This window comes from Actinacidiphila acidipaludis (assembly GCF_019890725.1).
GTDB classification, from domain to species: Bacteria; Actinomycetota; Actinomycetes; order Streptomycetales; family Streptomycetaceae; genus Actinacidiphila; species Actinacidiphila acidipaludis.
In genome coordinates this window covers 156,804-173,650 of record NZ_JAINZZ010000005.1, presented here as the reverse complement: position 1 = coordinate 173,650, position 16,847 = coordinate 156,804, and the positions used below count along the sequence as shown (strand labels likewise).

The window sequence follows — 16,847 nt, the reverse complement described above, 5'->3', positions numbered from 1 at the left end:
CATGGGCGCCGGCGCGCCCCGCCTCCCGTCCCGCCGGGCGTCGCGACTTGACCTTGACGCCGGTGTCAGGGGTTAGCGTGACGACATCACGGACCTGGAGGGGCGGATGCGGATCGGCGAGTTCGCGCTGCGCGCGGGTGTGAGCCCCCGCGCGCTGCGCTACTACGAGCAGCAGGGGCTGCTGCCGGCCCGGCGGGAGGCCAACGGCTACCGGGCGTACGACGAGTCGGACCTGCGCCTGGCCGTCGAGATCCGCACCCTGCTGGCGGCGGGCTTCACGCTGGAGGACACCCGACCCTTCGTGGCGTGCCTGCGGTCGGGCCACGACAGCGGTGCCGTGTGCCCCGAGTCGGTGACGGTCGCCCGGCGCCGACTCGGCGAGGTGGACGCGGAGATCCGTACCCTGCTCGCCCGGCGTGCCGAGATCACCGGTCAGCTGGCGCGGTCGTGCGGCGGATGCGCACCCCTGTCCGTCGAGCGGCCGCCGCACTCCGGAGGAGTACCGCGGTGAGATTCGCCGTCAGCTACAGCACGCCCTTCCACGGCGTCGATCCGGACCGCCTGACCGGCTACGCCCGGCACGCCGAGGAGTGCGGGTTCGAGGCCCTGTACCTGCCCGAGCACGTCGCCCTCCACCCTGGCGCGACCGTGGGCACCATGGAGTTGCCGCCGTCGCTGCCGTTCGCCGATCCGCTGGGCTGCCTGGCGTTCGTCGCCGCGCACACGGAGCGGATCCTCCTGGGAACGGGCGTGCTGCTGCTTCCGTATCACCACCCCGTCACCCTGGCGAAGCACCTGGCGACCCTGGACGTGCTGTCACGGGGGCGGATGCGGCTGCTGACGGTGGGGATCGGCGCGTTGCCGGGGGAGGCGCAGGCGATGGGCGTCGACTTCCGGTCCCGGGGGCGGCGCGCCGACGAGGCTCTGCAGGTGCTGCGCCTGCTGTGGGCCGGAGGTGAGGAAGGCGTCGGTCTCGACGGGGAGTTCTACTCCTTCGCCGAGGTGTGCAGCTTCCCCAAGCCGCTGGCCCCGGGCGGCCTCCCGATCCACGTCGGCGGTTCGAGCCGGGCGGCCGCCCGCCGCGCCGGCCGGTACGGGGACGGCTACTTTCCCGGTGGTGCGCTGGTCCCCGCGGAGCGCGCGGCACAGTGGGACGCCGTCAGGGCGGAGGCCCGCGCGGCGGGACGCGATCCCGGCGCACTGGAGTACACGCGGTGGGGCTCGATCGACATGCCTGCCGAGCGGGTCGAGGCGTTCGCCGCGCAGGGCGTCACCCGCATCGTGGTGGCGGCAACGACCGCGGAGCCGGCCGGGCAGCGGGCGGAACTGAGTGCGTTCGCCCAGCGGTTCGGGTTGCGCGACGGCGTCGCCACCTCCGTCGGGTAGGACCCGCGCAGGGTCCACCCCTTCCTGTCACGATGCGTCGGCGTGGACGGGGGGACGCACGGACGCCATCCCGAGGACGCTCCGGCTCCGGATGCGGCAGTCCCGGGCCCGGCCGGCTCGGCCATGAACACCTGCCCCGGTGATCGAGCCTAGGCGTCGCACCAGGCCGTCGTCGCCGTCCCCGGGGCCCCGTCACCCGCACTGCTTCCGCCGACCCGGACCCCCGCCGCCGCCAGCCGGTCGGCGGCACGCGGCGCGGTGCCGCCCACCGGCTGGTACACGCTCACCAGCAGCCGGCCGCCCGGCGCCACCAGCCGGTCCAGCGCGTGCCGTACGACCTCGGGAAAGCGCTGGGCAGGCACGCAGTCCGCCAGGACGTGCACGAAGGTGAAGCGGCGGCCGTCGGCCGGTGTCCAGTCCAGCGCGTTGCCCACGGCGATCCGCTCGGCCCACCGCGGCAGGCGCCGCCGCGCCTCCGCCACCAGGCCCGGCGCCAGATCCACCCCGTACGGCTCGACGGCGATGCCGTCCTCGGCGGCCCACGCCGCAACCGACTCCATCAGCAGCCCGTTGGCGCACCCCACGTCCAGAAAGGTGCCGTCGCGGTGCAGCCCCGCGACCACCATCCGCCGCTGTGCCCGCCACTGTTCGGGACCGGCGCCGAAGCCCGAGCCCATCTCCGGCGGGTTGCCCGCGCGCAGATACGTCAGCTCGATCTGCCGGACGCTGTCCGCGAAGTACGACGCGTCGGTCTGCGCCCGCCGTGACCGGGCGGCGTCCGGCACCGCCGCCCGCTCCACCGGATCGGTCAGCCGCGGTGCGAGGACCTCCGGCGTGCCGGTGCGCCACGGCACGGTGGCGTGCCGGCGCCGGCCCTCGTAGCGGTCGCCCTCGACCCGCACGAACACATGACGGCCGCGTGCGTCGTACGCGAACGGCCGCACTCGCTGGATGCGGAAGCCCGCGGACTCCAGCGGCACCCGCAGGGCGGTGTCCCGCAGCCACATCTCGCCGGGCCGCACGTCACCGGACGGCAGCCGCACCGAACCGTCCGGGTGCTCCACCGCCACGCACGAACCGTCCGGCAGGAACGGCACAAAGGTCATCCGGCGCACCTCGGCCGGCTCGGACTCGTCCAGCGTGTACGGGGTTCCCTCACCCGGGCCCACTGCACCGTTCTCCGTCACGTCACTCATCAGCCCCCCCGTGTCTGACCGCCCTTGCCAGGCCTCCGTCCCCACGCGGCCGTCACCGTGAGGACTCCCCGGTGCCACGGTATCGACGGAAGCGCCGAGCGGGTACCACGCAGGCGCTCGTGCCCCGATGTGCCGGATGCGCCGGGCCCGTCTGCCTCTCTCCCCGGACGGCCCAACGTGACGAGCCGGTGGCAGAGGGTGCGTGTAGCGTCTTCCATGAGCGGCTGACCTGCGCATTGTGCAGCCGATCGCTCGCGCCAGTAGTGCAAGCAGCACGCCCGCCTTCCTGGCGGGAGGTCTTGGTTCGAGTCCGGGCTGGCGCTCCGACGGAAGGCCTCCACCGCAGCGGTGGGGGCCTTCGGAGTGCGACGGTTCGCGCTCGCCGCGCACCGAGTCGGCGACAAGCCGCCCGGGGGAGCCGGGTTCAGCCGGGTGGTGCGGGCCGGTCCAGGGCCTCGCGTCCGGCGCGGATGAAGAGCCGCAGCAGCACGCGCTGCACGTTGTCGAAGCGCTCCGTGATCTGCTCGTCCATTTCTGCGACATCAGCGCTGCTCAGCGGGCCTGCCATGGCCCTCGCCTCGTGCTCCTCGGCGCAGTTCAGCAGCTGCCGGAGGCTGGCTGTGCAGTCATCGACCCGAGCGGCCACCTCGTCGGGTCCCTGTAACTCGACGGTGTAGGACGTCTGCAGTGCCTCCCGGTAGGTCATTCTGCTGCGCAGCCGGATCTCCTCCCGCTCTGCGGCCTCCGGAGCACAGGGAAGGGCGCATCGGTGATGGTCGAGGGCGGCGATCCGGGCCGTCTGGGACTTCACGGCGAACTCCTCGTAGATCGCCTTCCGATGTTCTCGACGCCACCGGTGGTGCTCCGGGCGGAGGTCGAGTTCCTGAAGTCTTTCCCGCTGACGGGATTGGCGTTCCTCCTGTTGTTCCAGGGCCCGTTGCTGGGCGCGCTCCGACCGCAGAGCGAGGAAACGCGTCAGACCACTGCCGATCAGGGTTCCGAACATTCCCATGAACGAGAGGAGCGGAGAACCGGCCACACCTACTATGTGCGCGGCCCGGGATCCGATTACTCGTCCTCCGCCCCGGGACATGCCAGCGCGTCCATCGGGGCAGGTCAGGGCTGCGTTGGTCGCCCGCACCGAGGCCGGCGACGGAAGGGCGGCCTTCGCCGGGCTTGGCCGCCGGAGATCAGGGCATACGGCCGATAGCGCGATCACAGGTGTCGCTCACGATCCATTGCTTTCGTGTCGGCGGGACGTCGGCATACGGGCGGGCGTCCTTGGGAGTCAGGAGTGAACATCTCGCACGGAGACGGGGAGCACGACGTCCTGCGGCCGGGCCGTGGGAGCGACCTCCTGCTGCGGCACTCCTTCGAGGCCGAGTCCGGCAGTATCGCCATGGCCCGGTACGCCGTGAAGCGTTTTCTCGACGCGCTGGACGCCAGGTGTCCGTCCACCGAAACGCGGGCGGCCGGTGACGTGCTTCTGGCGGTCTCCGAGCTGGTGACCAACGTGGTGCGGCACACGACGGGGCCGGGCCTGCTGGTCATGTCCTACCGGGAGGGGCTGGTCACGATCGTGGTCCGTGACTCGAGCACCGAGCCGGTGCGGTCACCCGAGCGGGTGACGCGTCTGGACGGCCGCGGAGGCCTGGGGTGGCCGCTGCTCCAGGAGCTGACCACCGCCCTGGCGGTCGTACCGCTGGTCGACGGCAAGGAGATCCACGCCCACCTGCCCTGGCCGACCGAGCGATCGGACCCATGATCAGTGCGGCCCCGACGACCGGGGCGCCGGGGTGCGCGGCCGCGTTCGCGCGACAGACGACGAGCGGGCGGCGACCATGACAGGTATGGAGGATTCCGCTTTCGCGGCGGCGGTGAAGCGGTTGCTGGACCAGGGGCCCGCCGGCGGTCCGGAACAGCTGGCGGATCTGGTCCGCCGCACCGCTCAGGCGATGGGGCTGAACTCGGCGGTGGTGTTCCTCGCCGATCTCCAGCAGCGCGACCTCGTCCCGCTGCCAGGAAGCCGCGACAACGACGGCATGTGGAGCCGCCCGCTGGGGATCGAGGACACGCTCGCCGGGAGGGCCTACCGCACCACGGCCACCCAGAGCTCGCAGGACGGCCCCGCGGTCCTGTGGCTGCCGCTGGTCGACGGCCGGACACGCATCGGTGTGATGCGGGCCGAGGCCGACGAGGCAACCGCAGAGGTGGTGGACTGGTGCCGTGCCCTGGCCTCCGCGACCGCCCTGCTGGTCGCCTCGCAAGCCACCCACAGCGACGAACTGATACGCCTCACGCGCAGCAGACCCATGCGCGTGGCGGCGGAGATGGTGTGGGCCTTCCTGCCGCCCACCACGATCGGCAACGGCCGGGTGACCTCCACCGGGCTGCTCGAACCCGCCTACCAGGTCGCCGGTGACGCCTTCGACCACGCCCTGACCTCGGACACGCTCCACCTGACCCTCGTCGACGCCATGGGCCACGACCTGGCATCGGGCCAGTCGTCGGCCGTGGCACTGGCCGGTTGCCGGGCCACGCGACGTGCCGGCGGCTCCCTGGCCGAGATCGTCACCGACGTCGACAAGGAACTGGCCGAGTGGGTACCGGGGCGGATGCTCACCGGCATCTTCGCCGACCTCGACCTGGCGACCGGAACACTGGAGTGGATCAACTGCGGTCACCCTCCGCCGCTGCTGCTCCGCGGCCACCACATCGTCTCCGGCGCCCTCGAACGCACCCCCGTGCTTCCGCTGGGTCTCGGCCCCCGCTATCCACGCGAGCACACGTCCCACCGCTTCGCGCTGCGGCCCGGCGACCGGATCCTGCTCCACACCGACGGCCTCACCGAAGCCCGGTCGCCGGCCGGAGAGATCTTCGGCGACCAGCGTCTGGCCGACTTCGTCACCCGCGCCGCGAGTTCGGGCGAGTCCGCGCAGGAGACCGCACGCCGGCTGCTGCACGCCATCCTGGACTACCACCAGCACCAGTTGCGTGACGACGCCGCTCTGCTGATCGCCGAATGGCACCCCGGGTCGTGACCCGCCCGCCCGCCGCTCCCGCCGCCTCTGCCCGGCGCGCAGCCTTGGCCGCCATCCTCCCGCCGCGATCTTTACAATCGACCTTCCGGGGACGTCACAGCTCGTGCTTCCCCGCGGACACGGCCCGGTCGGCGCGGCGGGCAGGGCGAGGGACAGGCGATGGGTACCGACGACGCAGCGGGGCTGGGCATACAGGTGGCCTACGCCGCCGGAACCCTGACCGTCACCTTGACCGGCGAGGTCGACCTCGACAGCGTGGCGGGGCTGCACCAGGCGATGGAGGAAGCCCACGCTCCCTGGGGCACGCGCGTGGTCATCGATCTGTCCGGAGTCGCCTTCATGGACTCCGCCGGCATCCACGCTCTGCTGACCTGCTACGAGCTCGCCCAGGACCGCGGTGGATCACTGAGCGTCACGGGTGCACACGGTGTGGTCGAACGCGTCCTCCATCTCAGCGGCACCCTCACCCTGTTCCGGCCCCCGCCTCCGGGCGGCACCCGGCCCGGGCTGAACTGAAGGTCGCGTCCAGCGGGACAATGGAAGAGACCCGCTGCATCCGTCAGCGGAACGAGGCGAGGAGAACGGAGTGAGGATCGCTCGCAGCGTGGCCGGTCTGTCTCCGGTCGATGTCGGCGACCACGTGTGCTGGGTCGTGCCCGCGGAGGACGAATTCCAGCGCGCCGCCCGCGACTTCCTCCGCGACGGCGCGAAGATCGGTGACAAGCTCATGGTCCTGGGGTCCGTGCCGCCGGCCTGGCTCGAAGTCCAGTCGCCGCGTGCCCTGCTCATCGATCCCGCCGACGCCACCGGGGGAGCGGGCTGGGACACCGACGCGCTGGTGTCCCTGGTCGGGCGGGAGGCTGAGGCCGCCGACCGGCAGGGGTTCCGGGCGCTGCGGGTACTGGCCCAGATGGAACGCGTCTGGCCCGAGGGCACCACGCCGCAACAGGTCGCCGACCGGGAGCTGCGGCTGGATGCCCTCATGGGCGGTGGAACGGCGGCGATAGTCGTGTGCGCCTACCCCAGCTCCGTCTTCCCGCCCGAGCTGCTGGAGCAGGCAGGCAGTGTGCATCCGCACTTCACCGGCCGCCTCGAACAGGCACCGGCCTTCCAGCTGTTCCATTCCGCCAAGGGGCACTGGAACCTGAACGGGGTGGTCGACGCCGATGGCGCCGAGTCCTTTCACGCGGCCGTGATCGGACTCCTGCGGAACATGCCCGTGCTCCGCCTGAGTTGCCGCGGCCTGCAGCTGATCGACGCCTCTGGCATGCAGATGCTGGTCAAGGCCGCAGACGCGTTCCCGGGCCACAGGATCATGGTCGAGGACTCCAATCCCACCGTCCGCAAGTGCTGGGAACTGCTCGGCTTCGACGACCCGACGATCCCCGTGGAACTGGCGCCATGACTTCACCGCCCGCAGCCCCCACCCCTGACCCCCGCGTGGCCGCCTTCCGTCACGAGCTGTACCCGTACGACGGCGACACGGCCTTTCTCCAGGGCGCCATGTCGTTCATCGACGACGCGCTGAGCGCGGACGAGACGGTTCTTGTCGCCGTGAGCGAGGACAAGCAGCACATGCTGCGCCAGGCACTCGGGCGCACCACGGCGCGGGAACGGCTGTCGTTCGTGGACACCGGCGCGCTGGGCCGCAACCCCGGCCGGCTCATTCCCGCCTGGCAGGACTGGATCGCCAAGAGCGTCAGCGACGGCCTGCCGGTACGCGGCATCAGCGAGTCCCCCTGGGGCACCGCGACCCCGGCCGAACGCGGCGAGTTGAGCTACCACGAGTGGCTGCTCAACCGCGCCTTCGCCGACTCCCCGGCCTGGTGGCTGCTGTGCCCGTACGACACCACCGCCGTCGAACCGACCGTCCTGGACTCCGCCGGCAGATGCCATCCCTTCCATTTCCTCGAAGGCGCGCACGGCGACAACCCCACGTTCGTCGACGGCCCCTTCGTCTTCGACGACCTCAGCGCCGCTCGTGACCCCGATCATGTGCTGATCTACGGTGCCGGGGACCTGGGCAGGGTCCGCGATGAGATCACCGCCGGCGCAGGCAAGCACGGCCTGGCCGGCCACCGGCTGCAGGATCTCCTGGTCGCCGCCACCGAAGTGGCCGCCAACAGCGTGCGCCACGGTGGCGGCAGCGGCACGCTGCGGACCTGGGCCAGCGGCGACACCTTCGTCTGCCAGTTCGACGACGCCGGCCACATCCGCGATCCGCTGGCCGGACGGATGCGTCCGGCGCCACACCAGATCGGTGGTCGCGGTCTGTGGCTGGCCCAGCAACTGTGCGACCTGGTGGAGATCCGCTCCACGGCCGAAGACGGCACCACTGTCCGGTTGAGCACCTACCTGTCCTGACGTCGTCGCGGCCGTACGTCTGCTGGGGGTTGCGGCCGTCGGCCGGACGAGGAGCGGGCGTCAGGCGGAGGGCGCGGGGCGAGAGCCGTCGGGCGCGGCCGGGTGGGTCGCCGGGGTGGTGACGGCCGGCGGGCCGGCGGTCCAACTGGCCAGCAGGGCGAGGCGTTCGGCAGTCCGGGAGCCGGCGGAGGAGTAGACGACCACGGTCTGGTCCGGGTCACCGGGCAACGCGAGTGTCTCGTAGGCCAGTTCCAGTTCCCCGGCCACCGGGTGGTCGATCCGCTTGACCCCGAACGTCTTCTCCTTGACCAGATGGTCGGCCCACAACCGCCTGAAGTCCTCACTTCTGACGGACAGTTCGCCGACCAGCGCGGCCAGCTCCGGGTCGTCCGGGTGCTTTCCGGCGTCCAGGCGCAGATACGCCACCGTCTCGGCGGCCACGGCCGGCCAGTCGGGGTACAGGGACCGCGCGTCCGGGGACTGGAACACCGCGCGCACCATGTTCGGTACGGTGCCCGGCCGGAAGTCCTGGAGCGCACCGCACAGGTCGTTCCAGGCGAGCACGTCCATGCGGCGGCCGAGTACGAAGGCGGGGACGTCCCGCATACCGTCCAGCATCAGCCGCACGCCGGGCCGCACCCGCGGTGAGGCCGCGGGCGCGCGGGAGCCGGAGCGGGGGGCGCGGCCGGGCCTGGCCAGGTCGCGCAGGTGCTCGTGCTCGGCCGGGTCGAGCCGCAGCACCCGGGCCACGGCGTCCAGCACCTCGTCCGAGACGTGCCGCCCGCGCCCCTGCTCCAGCCGGATGTAGTAGTCCACGCTGACTCCCGCGAGCTGGGCCACCTCCTCGCGGCGCAGCCCCGGCACGCGCCGGCGCCCGTACGGCGGCAGCCCCACGTCCTCAGGCTGTATGCGCGCCCTCCGCGACTGCAGGAATCCCCCGACCGTGTTGTCCATGGGCCCGATCCTAGGCGGCACCGCGACCGCGAACCTGGTACTGGCAGACCCAGGTTCAGCGCTGCCCTGGGTGGACGTCCCCGCTCCCGGCACGGTGGGATCACCGCCCGGCGGAACCCCGCCGCGGCGCACCTCACCGCACCTGCCGAGGAGCATCCCACCATGGGCACGACGACCACCATGACCACGAACACCGCCGGCCAGCCCGCCACGACCGGATTCGGCGGGCTGGCCGGCCGCACCGCCGTCGTCACCGGGGCGGCGAGCGGCATGGGCGAGGCCACCGCCCAGTTGCTGGCCGCGCACGGCGCCCGCGTCGCGCTGCTGGCCCGGCGCGCGGACCGGCTGGCCGAGCTGGCCGGGAAGATCGCCGCGGACGGCGGCGAGGCCCTCGCCGTCCCGGTGGACGTCACGGACGCGGACTCCGTGGCGGCCGCCGCCTCCCGCGTCCACGAGGTCTACGGTCCCGCGGACCTGGTGGTGAACGCGGCCGGCGTGATGCTGGCCAACCCCGTGGACGCGGGCCGCACCGACGAATGGCTGCGGATGCTGGACACCAACGTGGCAGGTGTCCTGCGGATCATCGACGCGTTCCGCGACGACCTGCTGGCCGCCGCGGCCGCCGGCCGGCGCGCCGACCTCGTCAACGTGTCGTCGATCGGGGCGCACGCCGTGTTCCCCGGATACGCGGTGTACGGCGCGACGAAGGCAGCGGTCACGCATCTGTCGGCCGTGCTGCGCTCGGAGTTCGGGCCGCGGGACGTGCGGGTGACCAACATCGAGCCGGGGCTGACCGGCACCGAGCTGGGCGGCCACATCGACAACCCGGAACTCGCGGCCCAACTGGGCGGGATGTTCCAGGTCATCGATCCCGCCCTGTCCGCCGCTGACATCGCCGACCTGATCGCGTACGTCACCAGCCGGCCCGCGCACGTGAACCTGCGCCAGATCGTCGTGCTCCCCACGCGTCAGTAGGCGGTATGAGCCTCGGCATCCCTGACCGGGGTCGCGGGCGACGGCGGCGGACGCGCGTGGTCACTCCTTGGGAGCGGGCCCGCGCCCGAAGCGGCCCACGGACGGCGCGTGGTGACCGGCGGTCAGAGGTCGGGGTGACGGTCGCGCACCGGGCTGAGCGTTTCCAGCAGCGAGGCGGTGTGCAGAATCGTCGACTCCGCGTACAGGTTGGCGGCCAGTTGCACGGCGATGGGCATGCCGTCGCTGCTCGTGCCGAACCGCATCGACAGGGCCGGGTTCCCCGTCAGGTTGAACGGCACGGTCGTGGAGCTCACGTGGAAGGCGCCCATCGTCCGGCCGTCGACGGTGAACTCCTCGAGCTGGTGCCGGTGGGCCGGAATCGTCGTCACGGGGAGCAGCAGGAGGTCGTGCTGGTGGAAGAACGCCGCCAAGCCGTCCCGGAGCCGCTCGACGGCCTGCTCGGCCAGGACGAAGTCCTCCATCGACGTGTCGGGCATGGTCGCCACGAACGCGGAGTAGCTGAACATCTGTTCCTCGTGCCCCGCCGTGACGCGGGCGAATGCCGGTTTGACCTCCATGGTGCTCAACTTGGTCCACAATTCGAGAGGGCTGGCCTGTTCGAAGGCCGGAACGCTCACGAACTCGACCTGGGCCCCTGTCTCCTGCAGGGCGTCGGCGGCCGCCTGAACGGTTGCCGCGACCTCCGGGTCGGTCGGGCCGAGCCCGGAGTCGACCAGCCAGCCCACGCGCAGGGGCCGGTCCGCTGGGGAGGCCAGGCCGGCGTCGAACGTGGGCGGGACGGTGGCGAAGCCGTCGGCGCCGTCCGGGCCCGCCAGCAGCCGGTAGGCGAGTGCGAGGTCGCGGACGCTGCGGGCCATGGGGCCGACGTGCCAGTTGCGGCGGGGTTCGCGCGGCCAGACTCCCGTCATCGGGATGCGCCCGTGCGTGGGCTTGAACGATGAGACACCGGTGTCGGCCGCCGGACCGCGCACCGAGATGGACAGGTCCGTGGCGAGTCCGAGCGGCGACATCCCGGCCGCGATCGCGGCGGACTCGCCGCCGCTCGAACCGCCGGGCGAGCGGTTGAGGTCCCAGGGGTTGTTCGTCCTGCCGGTCAGCAGGTTGTCGGTCTCGATCCAGTACGAGAACTCCGGGAGATTGGTCTTGGCCAGGAGGATCCCGCCGGCCTGCTTGATGCGTGCCACGGCGGTGGCGTCGGTGTCCGGGACGCGCCCGGCGAAGATGGGGGAGCCGCGCTGGGTGGGCACGCCTGCGGTGTCGAAGGAGTCCTTCACCGTGAACGGCACGCCGTGCAGCGGTCCGGTTTCCCCGCCCCTGTCCATCTCCTCGTCCGCCGCCTTCGCCGTCTCCAGCGCGCCGTCCGCCAGCGTGACGATCGCGTTGAGCCGCGGATTGACGGCCGCGATGTGGTCGAGGTGCGCCTGCACCGCCTCGGTGCAGGAGACCTTCCGGTTGCGGATCAGCTCCGCGATACCGCTCGCGTCACAGTGGATGAGTTCGTCTGCCATGGCGAGAACCTTGATCCTGTGTCCGTGCGTGGCTGTCGGCGACGTGCTCGGATGTCGTCCCGGGTGCCGGCCCGTGATCGGTGATCCTCAGGAAACGGATCGCCGGCGGCGTCTCACCACGGAAGCAACCACCCGCCGATCACGCCTCCTTCCACCGTACGTGCCCACCCGGACGGGTGCATTTCCGCTCTGCCGGGGGCGTGCGGCGGTCGTACTGCTCCGGGTTCCGCTGCCCGGACAGCCTCGTCATCACCCGCTGCGTTGAGGCGCGGCCGCCACAGGCAGAGGATGGTGACGTCGACCGCTCGGACACCGTTCCCCGGCCCATCGTCCCGGTCCCGGGCGCGGCGGAGATCGCCGTGAGCATCGGCGACATCACCGGCCACGACATGCACGCCGCCACGCTCACGGGCCAGCTGTGCAGCGTTCTCCGGTAGGCGGAGCACGACCACCCCGGGCCGGATCGGCATGAGCGGTCGCCGCCATGGAGCGCGCCGACATCGCACTCGGTGTCGGCGCCAGCGGCGCGCTCGCGCACGCCCACCTGCGGACCTTCGCGGAATCGGCAGCGGTGTCGCCCGGAGCACGGCACCTGACCTGGACGCCGGCCATCCGCCCCCGCTCCTGGTCGCGCCCGACGGCATGGTGCACCGTATGGACGAGCACGGGCCCCTCGTCCACTCGGCCATCGGCTCGCCCCCACGTGCCGAGGGCACCCGCGTCCTGCCCGCGGGTGGCCTGCTGCTCCTCTACACGGACGGGCTCGTCGAGCACCGGGGCAGCCCTACCTGACGCCCGGACGTGGTCAGGAGAAGCGGACCGCCCTGGCGGCACACGCGGAAGAAGTGAGGCACGGGCGTTTCCAAGCCGCGGGAGGCCATGGCGGAGAGGGCGAGTCTTCAGGACCCACGAGGCCGCCACATCGGTCCGCCACGGAAAAGGTGTACAAATGATCGATCAAGGCACCGTCGGTGCCGACACGAGCGCCTGCAGCCGCCCGGTTTGACGCAACGCGGGGAGCCGACGGCATCACAGGGAGCCGCAATGACGCCTACGCGTCTGCAAGTGCAGGAGAAGGCCGTCGGCGGGGGCGTGGTGCTCGGTCTGACCGGTGAGATCGATTTCACGACGCTCGATGTCCTGGACGGGGCTTTGGTCCGCTCAGCGGGAGCTCCGGTCGTGGTGGCCGATGTCGCGGGCGTGACGTTTATCGACTCCGTAGGCCTCACCGCGCTGCTGCGCGCCCACCGGGACCTGACCGACACGGGCGGCAGGCTGGCCCTGGCGGGCGCCAAGGACGCGGTGCGGCGCGTACTGGAGATCGCCGGCCTCGACCACGTCCTCGCGCTGTATCCGACAGTCCAGTCAGCTCTGAACCCCTGAGAGCTCCGGACACTCCCTGAGCGCTCCCGCTGGAGCATCACGTCCGCCGAGGGGATGACGCCACGGCCCGGAGCGGCGGCGCCGACGCGGCTCAGGGTGCCTGCGGCCGCAATGTGTTGCGTCAGACCCCCGGCTTCGCAAGGGAGAGGCAGCACACATGAAGGTTCGAATCTGCGGTCGCGCAGGAGTGCACATCACGGCGGCGGTCGCGACCGCGCTCCTTCTCGCCCCGGTCACGACGGCGTCCGCGACCACCGGCGCGACCGGCGGCGGCCATCGGTCGGGCGGCGCGGGGGTGCTGTTCGCCCAGTCGGACAACACCGCGGCCAACACCGTGGTCGCATATCGGCGAGCTCCGAGCGGCGCCCTCATCCGCCGGGCGGTGTACGCCACCGGCGGCCGGGGCGGTGTCTTGAACGGATCCGTGGTGGACCACCTGGCATCCCAAGGGTCGCTGGCCTACGACCGCGCCGCCGGACTGCTCTACGCGGTCAACGCGGGCAGCGACACCCTCACGGTCTTCGCGGTGCACGGCGACAGGCTGCAGCGCACCCAGATCATTCCCACCGGCGGAGCCTTCCCGGTGAGTGTGACGTTCCACGGCAATCGGGTGTGGGTGCTCAACGCCCTCGACGGCGGATCCATCCAGGGGTTCGAGCGGCGGGGCGACCAGCTGACCGGGGTGGACGCCTGGCATCGCGAGCTGGGGCTGGACCCTGACGCGACCCCGCAGTTCACCCACACCCCCGGGCAGATCTCCTTCACGCCCGACGGGAGCAAGCTCGTCGTGACCACCAAGGCCGGAGCGAACAGCATCGACGTCTTCCCCCTGCTCCGGGACGGCAGGCCGGGCGCCCCGGTCGTCACCACCGTCCCCGGAGCCGTGCCCTTCGGCTTCGCCTTCGACCCTGAGGGCCGCCTGCAGGTCACCGAGGCGGGTCCGAACGCCGTCGAGACCTTCACCCTCCACCGCGACGGCACGCTCTCCTCACGCGGCAGCGCGCTGACCGGTCAGATGGCCACCTGCTGGATCACCGCGACGAACCACCTGCTGTACGCCTCCAACGCGGGCTCGAACACCCTCTCGGGATACCGGGTCGGACGGAACGGCGCCCTGGTCCCGCTGGGCACCACGCCCACCGACCCGGGGACGGTGGACAGCGCGGCGTCGCCCGACGGCCGGTACCTGTATGTGCAGACCGGCGGCCAGGGCATCGTCGACGCCTTCCGGATCCGTCCCGACGGCGCACTGACCCGGATCGGCTCGGTGACCGTGCCCGGCGCGATCGGAGGCGAAGGCATCGTCGTCGGCTGACCGTCGTCGCAGCCGCCGGCCGCAGCCCTCGCCGAGCTGTGGCCGGCGGCCCGCCACGCCGCTGAGCCGGCGTTCGTTCCATCGCCGAGGTCGCGCAGGCGGTGCTGCTGCGTCCGGCGCCGTGCAGCGCTGGACCGTTGCGGGTGGCCGTCATCTGCACTTCGGCGGTCGCCGAGGCGCGCGTCGCGGAGACCTCTACGACGAAGCGGACCTCGGGGCGGTCGGCGGGCGAGTGGAGCGTGCGGCGGAACGCGACATGGGCGCCGAGAAGTTTGTCACCGGCATCATCGCCGAAGTCGGGCGGGGGGAGCAGGTGACTCTCGTCAACTACGGGCACCCGCCGCCTTTGATCCTGCGCGAGTGACGGCCGGGCGGGTCGCCCGCGATCCGGCACGCTGTCTCGCGGGTGATGATGGGGAGATGACCGTCGGCTCACGTGCTCATGCGTTCAACTCGGCGGCCGCCCAGTACCAGGCGAACCGCCCGTCATATCCGCTCACGCTCTTCGATGCCATCGAGGGGTTCCTGGGACGTCCGCTGGCGGGTCTCCGTGTCGCCGACGTCGGTTCGGGCACCGGGATCGCGACCAGGCTCCTGCGCGAGCGGGGTGCCGACGTCGTCGCCGTAGAGCCCGGTGACGCGATGGCCTCGGAGTGCCGCCGTGTGCTCCCTGATGTGCCGATCGTGCGGGGGGACGGCAACGCCCTGCCGCTTGCCGGCTCCTCGCAGGACCTCATCACGTACGCGCAGTCGTGGCAGTGGACCGACACCGGCCGCTCCGTGCCTGAGGCGCTGCGTGTCCTGCTCCCGGGCGGTGCGCTGGCGATCTGGTGGAACACCACCGCCTTCGACGTTCCGTGGATCCGCGCCCAGCACGAGCGCATCGCCGCTCACTGCAACGTGCCCGCGCGTTCCTCCCAGCGCCCCGACGACGAGCAGGCCGTCCGGCTGGCAGGGCTCAGCGGCCTGCGCGTCACTCGCCGCCAGATCCGCTGGCAGCGCACGGTCTCCCTCGATACGCACCTCGCCAACATCGGCAGTCGCTCGGCGCTCCTTGTGCTCGGCCCGCACGCCAACCGTGCCTTCCTCGGCGAGGAGCGGATGCGCCTGCGGGAGATCTTCCCGGATGAGGTGGTGGAGGAGATCTACGTGGTCGATCTGCTGGTGGCCGCTCAGGCGTGATGCCCCGCTCGTCCGCCGACCTACCGGCAGCCGCCGGGCCGACCGGGTGGATCCCTCCTTCGCCCGTCACCCGGCTGTGCGGTCGGCTGCTGCCAGTTGCGCGAGGTAGGCGTTGTAGGCCGTCAGTTCGGCGTCGTTGTCGCGTCCTGCCTGGCGGTCGGCGCGGGCGGCTGCCCGGGTGTCCGAGCGGTACCACTGCGCGAGAAGGGCCAGCAGGACCACCAGCGTCGGGACCTCGCTGAAGGCCCAGGCGATGGCGCCGCCGGTGGTCTGGTCGCCGAGTGCTGAGATGTGCCATCCGACCGGGGGGTGGGCGAACCAGTCGACGAGGAGGCCGTTGGACATCATCACGGCGATTCCGAAGAAGGCGTGGAAGGGCATGCCGATGAACAGCTCCAGCATCCGCAGGAGGTGGCCGGGGCGGTGCGGGGCCGGGTCGATGCCCATGATGGGCCAGAAGAACAGCAGTCCGACGGCCAGGAAGTGGGCGAGCATCCACTCGTGGCCGGCCCAGCTGTGCATGGCCCAGTCGAACAGCGGCGTGAAGTAGAGCCCGTAGAGGCTGGCGATGAACAGCGGAAGTGTGAACAGGGGCGAGGAGACGACGGCGGCGAACCGGGAGCGCAGGAAGGCGGTGAGCAGCTCACGCGGGCCGGTTCTGCCCCGCTGGGCCGTCGGCAGGGCGCGCAGGGCCAGGGTCACCGGGGCGCCGAGCAGCAGCAGGATGGGCGAGAGCATCGAGAGCACCATGTGCTGGATCATGTGGACGCTGAACAGCGTCATCCCGTAGCCGCCGATGCCGGTGCAGGTCACCGCTGCCACGGTGGCGACGCCGGTCGTCCAGGCCAGGGACCGAGCGATCGGCCACGGGTCGCCGCGCCGCCGCAGCCGCACCACGGCTGCTCCGTACAGCGCCAACGCCAGGAGACAGGCCAGGGGCTCGACGGGGAGCGGCTGCGGGTGCCAGGCCAGCAGCCGGCCCGCCGTCGGCGGGTCCGACGGCATCCACATCGGCCCGCTCATCGCCGGTGCCCGCATGCCCGGCATCGCATCGGCAGGAAACAGCGCGGCGGCGGCGAGCATGGGCATCTCCAGGGCGGCCACCCGATGCGGGCCGCGGGTCGAAGTGAGGGGCAGGGAAGTCCATCGCCGTGCGGCTGCGCCGGTCACGGCCCTTGGGTGATCGCATCGAGATGGATGAGCCCGGCGATGCCGAATTCGAGCGCCAGGGGCATGATGCGCGATTTCCGCGCCTGCATGCCGGTGAACCGGATCTGCGGTCCTGAGCCGCCGAAGGTGACGGTCGCGCCGGGGCGGACGAGGATTCCGGCGCTGTCGAGTTCGCCGTCGCCGCGGGTGCGGCTGCCCTGGAGGGTGCCGCGTCCACCGCCTGGAGTGGCGACCATGGCGAGGTGCTCGGGCGCCGGGCCGCCGTTGTGCAGCGTCATCGCCAACACCCCGTTCCCCGACGGGTCGAGGCGGACGGTGGCGTGCGTGATGCTCAGGTCGATGTCACCGGTAT

Annotated in this window: 18 protein-coding genes, 1 tRNA gene and 1 pseudogene; 14 read left to right on the top strand and 6 right to left on the bottom strand. The window is 71.9% G+C overall.

Annotated elements, in window-relative coordinates:
* The first annotated feature begins 106 nt into the window (after positions 1-106).
* Positions 107-511 carry a MerR family transcriptional regulator gene (locus tag K7862_RS06735; RefSeq protein WP_222961484.1) on the top strand — a complete coding sequence of 135 codons (405 nt, stop codon included), beginning with the start codon at positions 107-109 and terminating at the stop codon, positions 509-511.
* Positions 508-1,386 carry a TIGR03619 family F420-dependent LLM class oxidoreductase gene (locus tag K7862_RS06730; protein WP_222961483.1) on the top strand — a complete coding sequence of 293 codons (879 nt, stop codon included), beginning with the start codon at positions 508-510 and terminating at the stop codon, positions 1,384-1,386. The genes K7862_RS06735 and K7862_RS06730 overlap by 4 nt, the downstream gene beginning before the upstream one ends.
* A 149-nt stretch (positions 1,387-1,535) precedes the next feature.
* Here K7862_RS06730 and K7862_RS06725 read toward each other — a convergent pair whose 3' ends face one another.
* A complete protein-coding gene (locus K7862_RS06725) occupies positions 1,536-2,582 on the bottom strand; it encodes a class I SAM-dependent methyltransferase (protein ID WP_222961482.1) in 1,047 nt (348 codons plus the stop codon).
* A 254-nt stretch (positions 2,583-2,836) separates the two neighbouring features.
* On the opposite strand from K7862_RS06725, the gene K7862_RS06720 reads away from it, so the two are divergent.
* A tRNA-Gly gene (locus tag K7862_RS06720) sits at positions 2,837-2,905 on the top strand.
* A 101-nt stretch (positions 2,906-3,006) separates the two neighbouring features.
* Here the strand turns inward: K7862_RS06720 and K7862_RS06715 are convergent.
* Positions 3,007-3,588 carry a hypothetical protein gene (locus K7862_RS06715; protein ID WP_222961481.1) on the bottom strand — a complete coding sequence of 194 codons (582 nt, stop codon included), beginning with the start codon at positions 3,586-3,588 and terminating at the stop codon, positions 3,007-3,009.
* A 288-nt stretch (positions 3,589-3,876) separates the two neighbouring features.
* On the opposite strand from K7862_RS06715, the gene K7862_RS06710 reads away from it, so the two are divergent.
* The 5 genes from K7862_RS06710 (at position 3,877) to K7862_RS06690 (ending at position 7,987) form a co-directional block, all read left to right on the top strand.
* A complete protein-coding gene (locus tag K7862_RS06710; RefSeq protein ID WP_222961480.1) occupies positions 3,877-4,347 on the top strand; it encodes an ATP-binding protein in 471 nt (156 codons plus the stop codon).
* Between the two features lie 85 nt (positions 4,348-4,432).
* The gene (locus K7862_RS06705) at positions 4,433-5,623 is read left to right on the top strand and encodes a PP2C family protein-serine/threonine phosphatase (RefSeq protein ID WP_262412757.1); all 1,191 of its coding nucleotides are present in this window, start codon (positions 4,433-4,435) and stop codon (positions 5,621-5,623) included.
* Between the two features lie 159 nt (positions 5,624-5,782).
* A complete protein-coding gene (locus K7862_RS06700; protein ID WP_222961478.1) occupies positions 5,783-6,139 on the top strand; it encodes an STAS domain-containing protein in 357 nt (118 codons plus the stop codon).
* A gap of 70 nt (positions 6,140-6,209) precedes the next feature.
* Positions 6,210-7,028 carry an MEDS domain-containing protein gene (locus K7862_RS06695; protein WP_222961477.1) on the top strand — a complete coding sequence of 273 codons (819 nt, stop codon included), beginning with the start codon at positions 6,210-6,212 and terminating at the stop codon, positions 7,026-7,028.
* Positions 7,025-7,987 (top strand): anti-sigma factor RsbA family regulatory protein, encoded by a 963-nt coding sequence (locus K7862_RS06690; protein ID WP_222961476.1) that lies wholly within the window; start codon positions 7,025-7,027, stop codon positions 7,985-7,987. The genes K7862_RS06695 and K7862_RS06690 overlap by 4 nt, the downstream gene beginning before the upstream one ends.
* 60 nt (positions 7,988-8,047) lie before the next feature.
* Here the strand turns inward: K7862_RS06690 and K7862_RS06685 are convergent, their stop codons facing one another.
* Complete coding sequence (locus K7862_RS06685) at positions 8,048-8,941, bottom strand: helix-turn-helix transcriptional regulator (protein WP_222961475.1); 894 nt, start codon at positions 8,939-8,941, stop codon at positions 8,048-8,050.
* Positions 8,942-9,121: 180 nt separating this feature from the next.
* Here K7862_RS06685 and K7862_RS06680 point away from each other — a divergent pair, with 180 nt between their 5' ends.
* Positions 9,122-9,916: an SDR family oxidoreductase gene (locus K7862_RS06680; RefSeq protein ID WP_222961567.1), complete on the top strand. Its 795-nt coding sequence runs from the start codon at positions 9,122-9,124 to the stop codon at positions 9,914-9,916.
* Positions 9,917-10,038: 122 nt separating this feature from the next.
* On the opposite strand, the gene K7862_RS06675 is transcribed toward K7862_RS06680, so the two are convergent.
* Positions 10,039-11,445 (bottom strand): amidase, encoded by a 1,407-nt coding sequence (locus tag K7862_RS06675; protein WP_222961474.1) that lies wholly within the window; start codon positions 11,443-11,445, stop codon positions 10,039-10,041.
* Positions 11,446-11,913: 468 nt separating this feature from the next.
* Here K7862_RS06675 and K7862_RS06670 point away from each other — a divergent pair, with 468 nt between their 5' ends.
* The 5 genes and pseudogenes from K7862_RS06670 to K7862_RS06650 all read left to right on the top strand — a co-directional run bounded on the left by K7862_RS06670 (position 11,914) and on the right by K7862_RS06650 (position 15,325).
* The gene (locus K7862_RS06670; RefSeq protein WP_222961473.1) at positions 11,914-12,237 is read left to right on the top strand and encodes a SpoIIE family protein phosphatase; all 324 of its coding nucleotides are present in this window, start codon (positions 11,914-11,916) and stop codon (positions 12,235-12,237) included.
* 252 nt (positions 12,238-12,489) lie between these two features.
* Positions 12,490-12,828: an STAS domain-containing protein gene (locus K7862_RS06665; RefSeq protein WP_222961472.1), complete on the top strand. Its 339-nt coding sequence runs from the start codon at positions 12,490-12,492 to the stop codon at positions 12,826-12,828.
* 157 nt (positions 12,829-12,985) lie between these two features.
* Positions 12,986-14,143 (top strand): lactonase family protein, encoded by a 1,158-nt coding sequence (locus K7862_RS06660; RefSeq protein ID WP_222961471.1) that lies wholly within the window; start codon positions 12,986-12,988, stop codon positions 14,141-14,143.
* Positions 14,144-14,208: 65 nt separating this feature from the next.
* A pseudogene (locus tag K7862_RS06655) lies at positions 14,209-14,501 on the top strand (SpoIIE family protein phosphatase); the annotation flags it as partial.
* A 62-nt stretch (positions 14,502-14,563) separates the two neighbouring features.
* Positions 14,564-15,325, top strand: coding sequence for a class I SAM-dependent methyltransferase (locus tag K7862_RS06650; protein ID WP_222961470.1), 762 nt, complete (start codon positions 14,564-14,566; stop codon positions 15,323-15,325).
* A gap of 66 nt (positions 15,326-15,391) precedes the next feature.
* On the opposite strand, the gene K7862_RS06645 is transcribed toward K7862_RS06650, so the two are convergent.
* Positions 15,392-16,348 carry a cytochrome c oxidase assembly protein gene (locus K7862_RS06645; RefSeq protein WP_372461515.1) on the bottom strand — a complete coding sequence of 319 codons (957 nt, stop codon included), beginning with the start codon at positions 16,346-16,348 and terminating at the stop codon, positions 15,392-15,394.
* A gap of 143 nt (positions 16,349-16,491) precedes the next feature.
* The gene (locus K7862_RS06640) at positions 16,492-16,779 is read right to left on the bottom strand and encodes a hypothetical protein (protein WP_222961469.1); all 288 of its coding nucleotides are present in this window, start codon (positions 16,777-16,779) and stop codon (positions 16,492-16,494) included.
* Positions 16,780-16,847 lie beyond the last annotated feature (68 nt).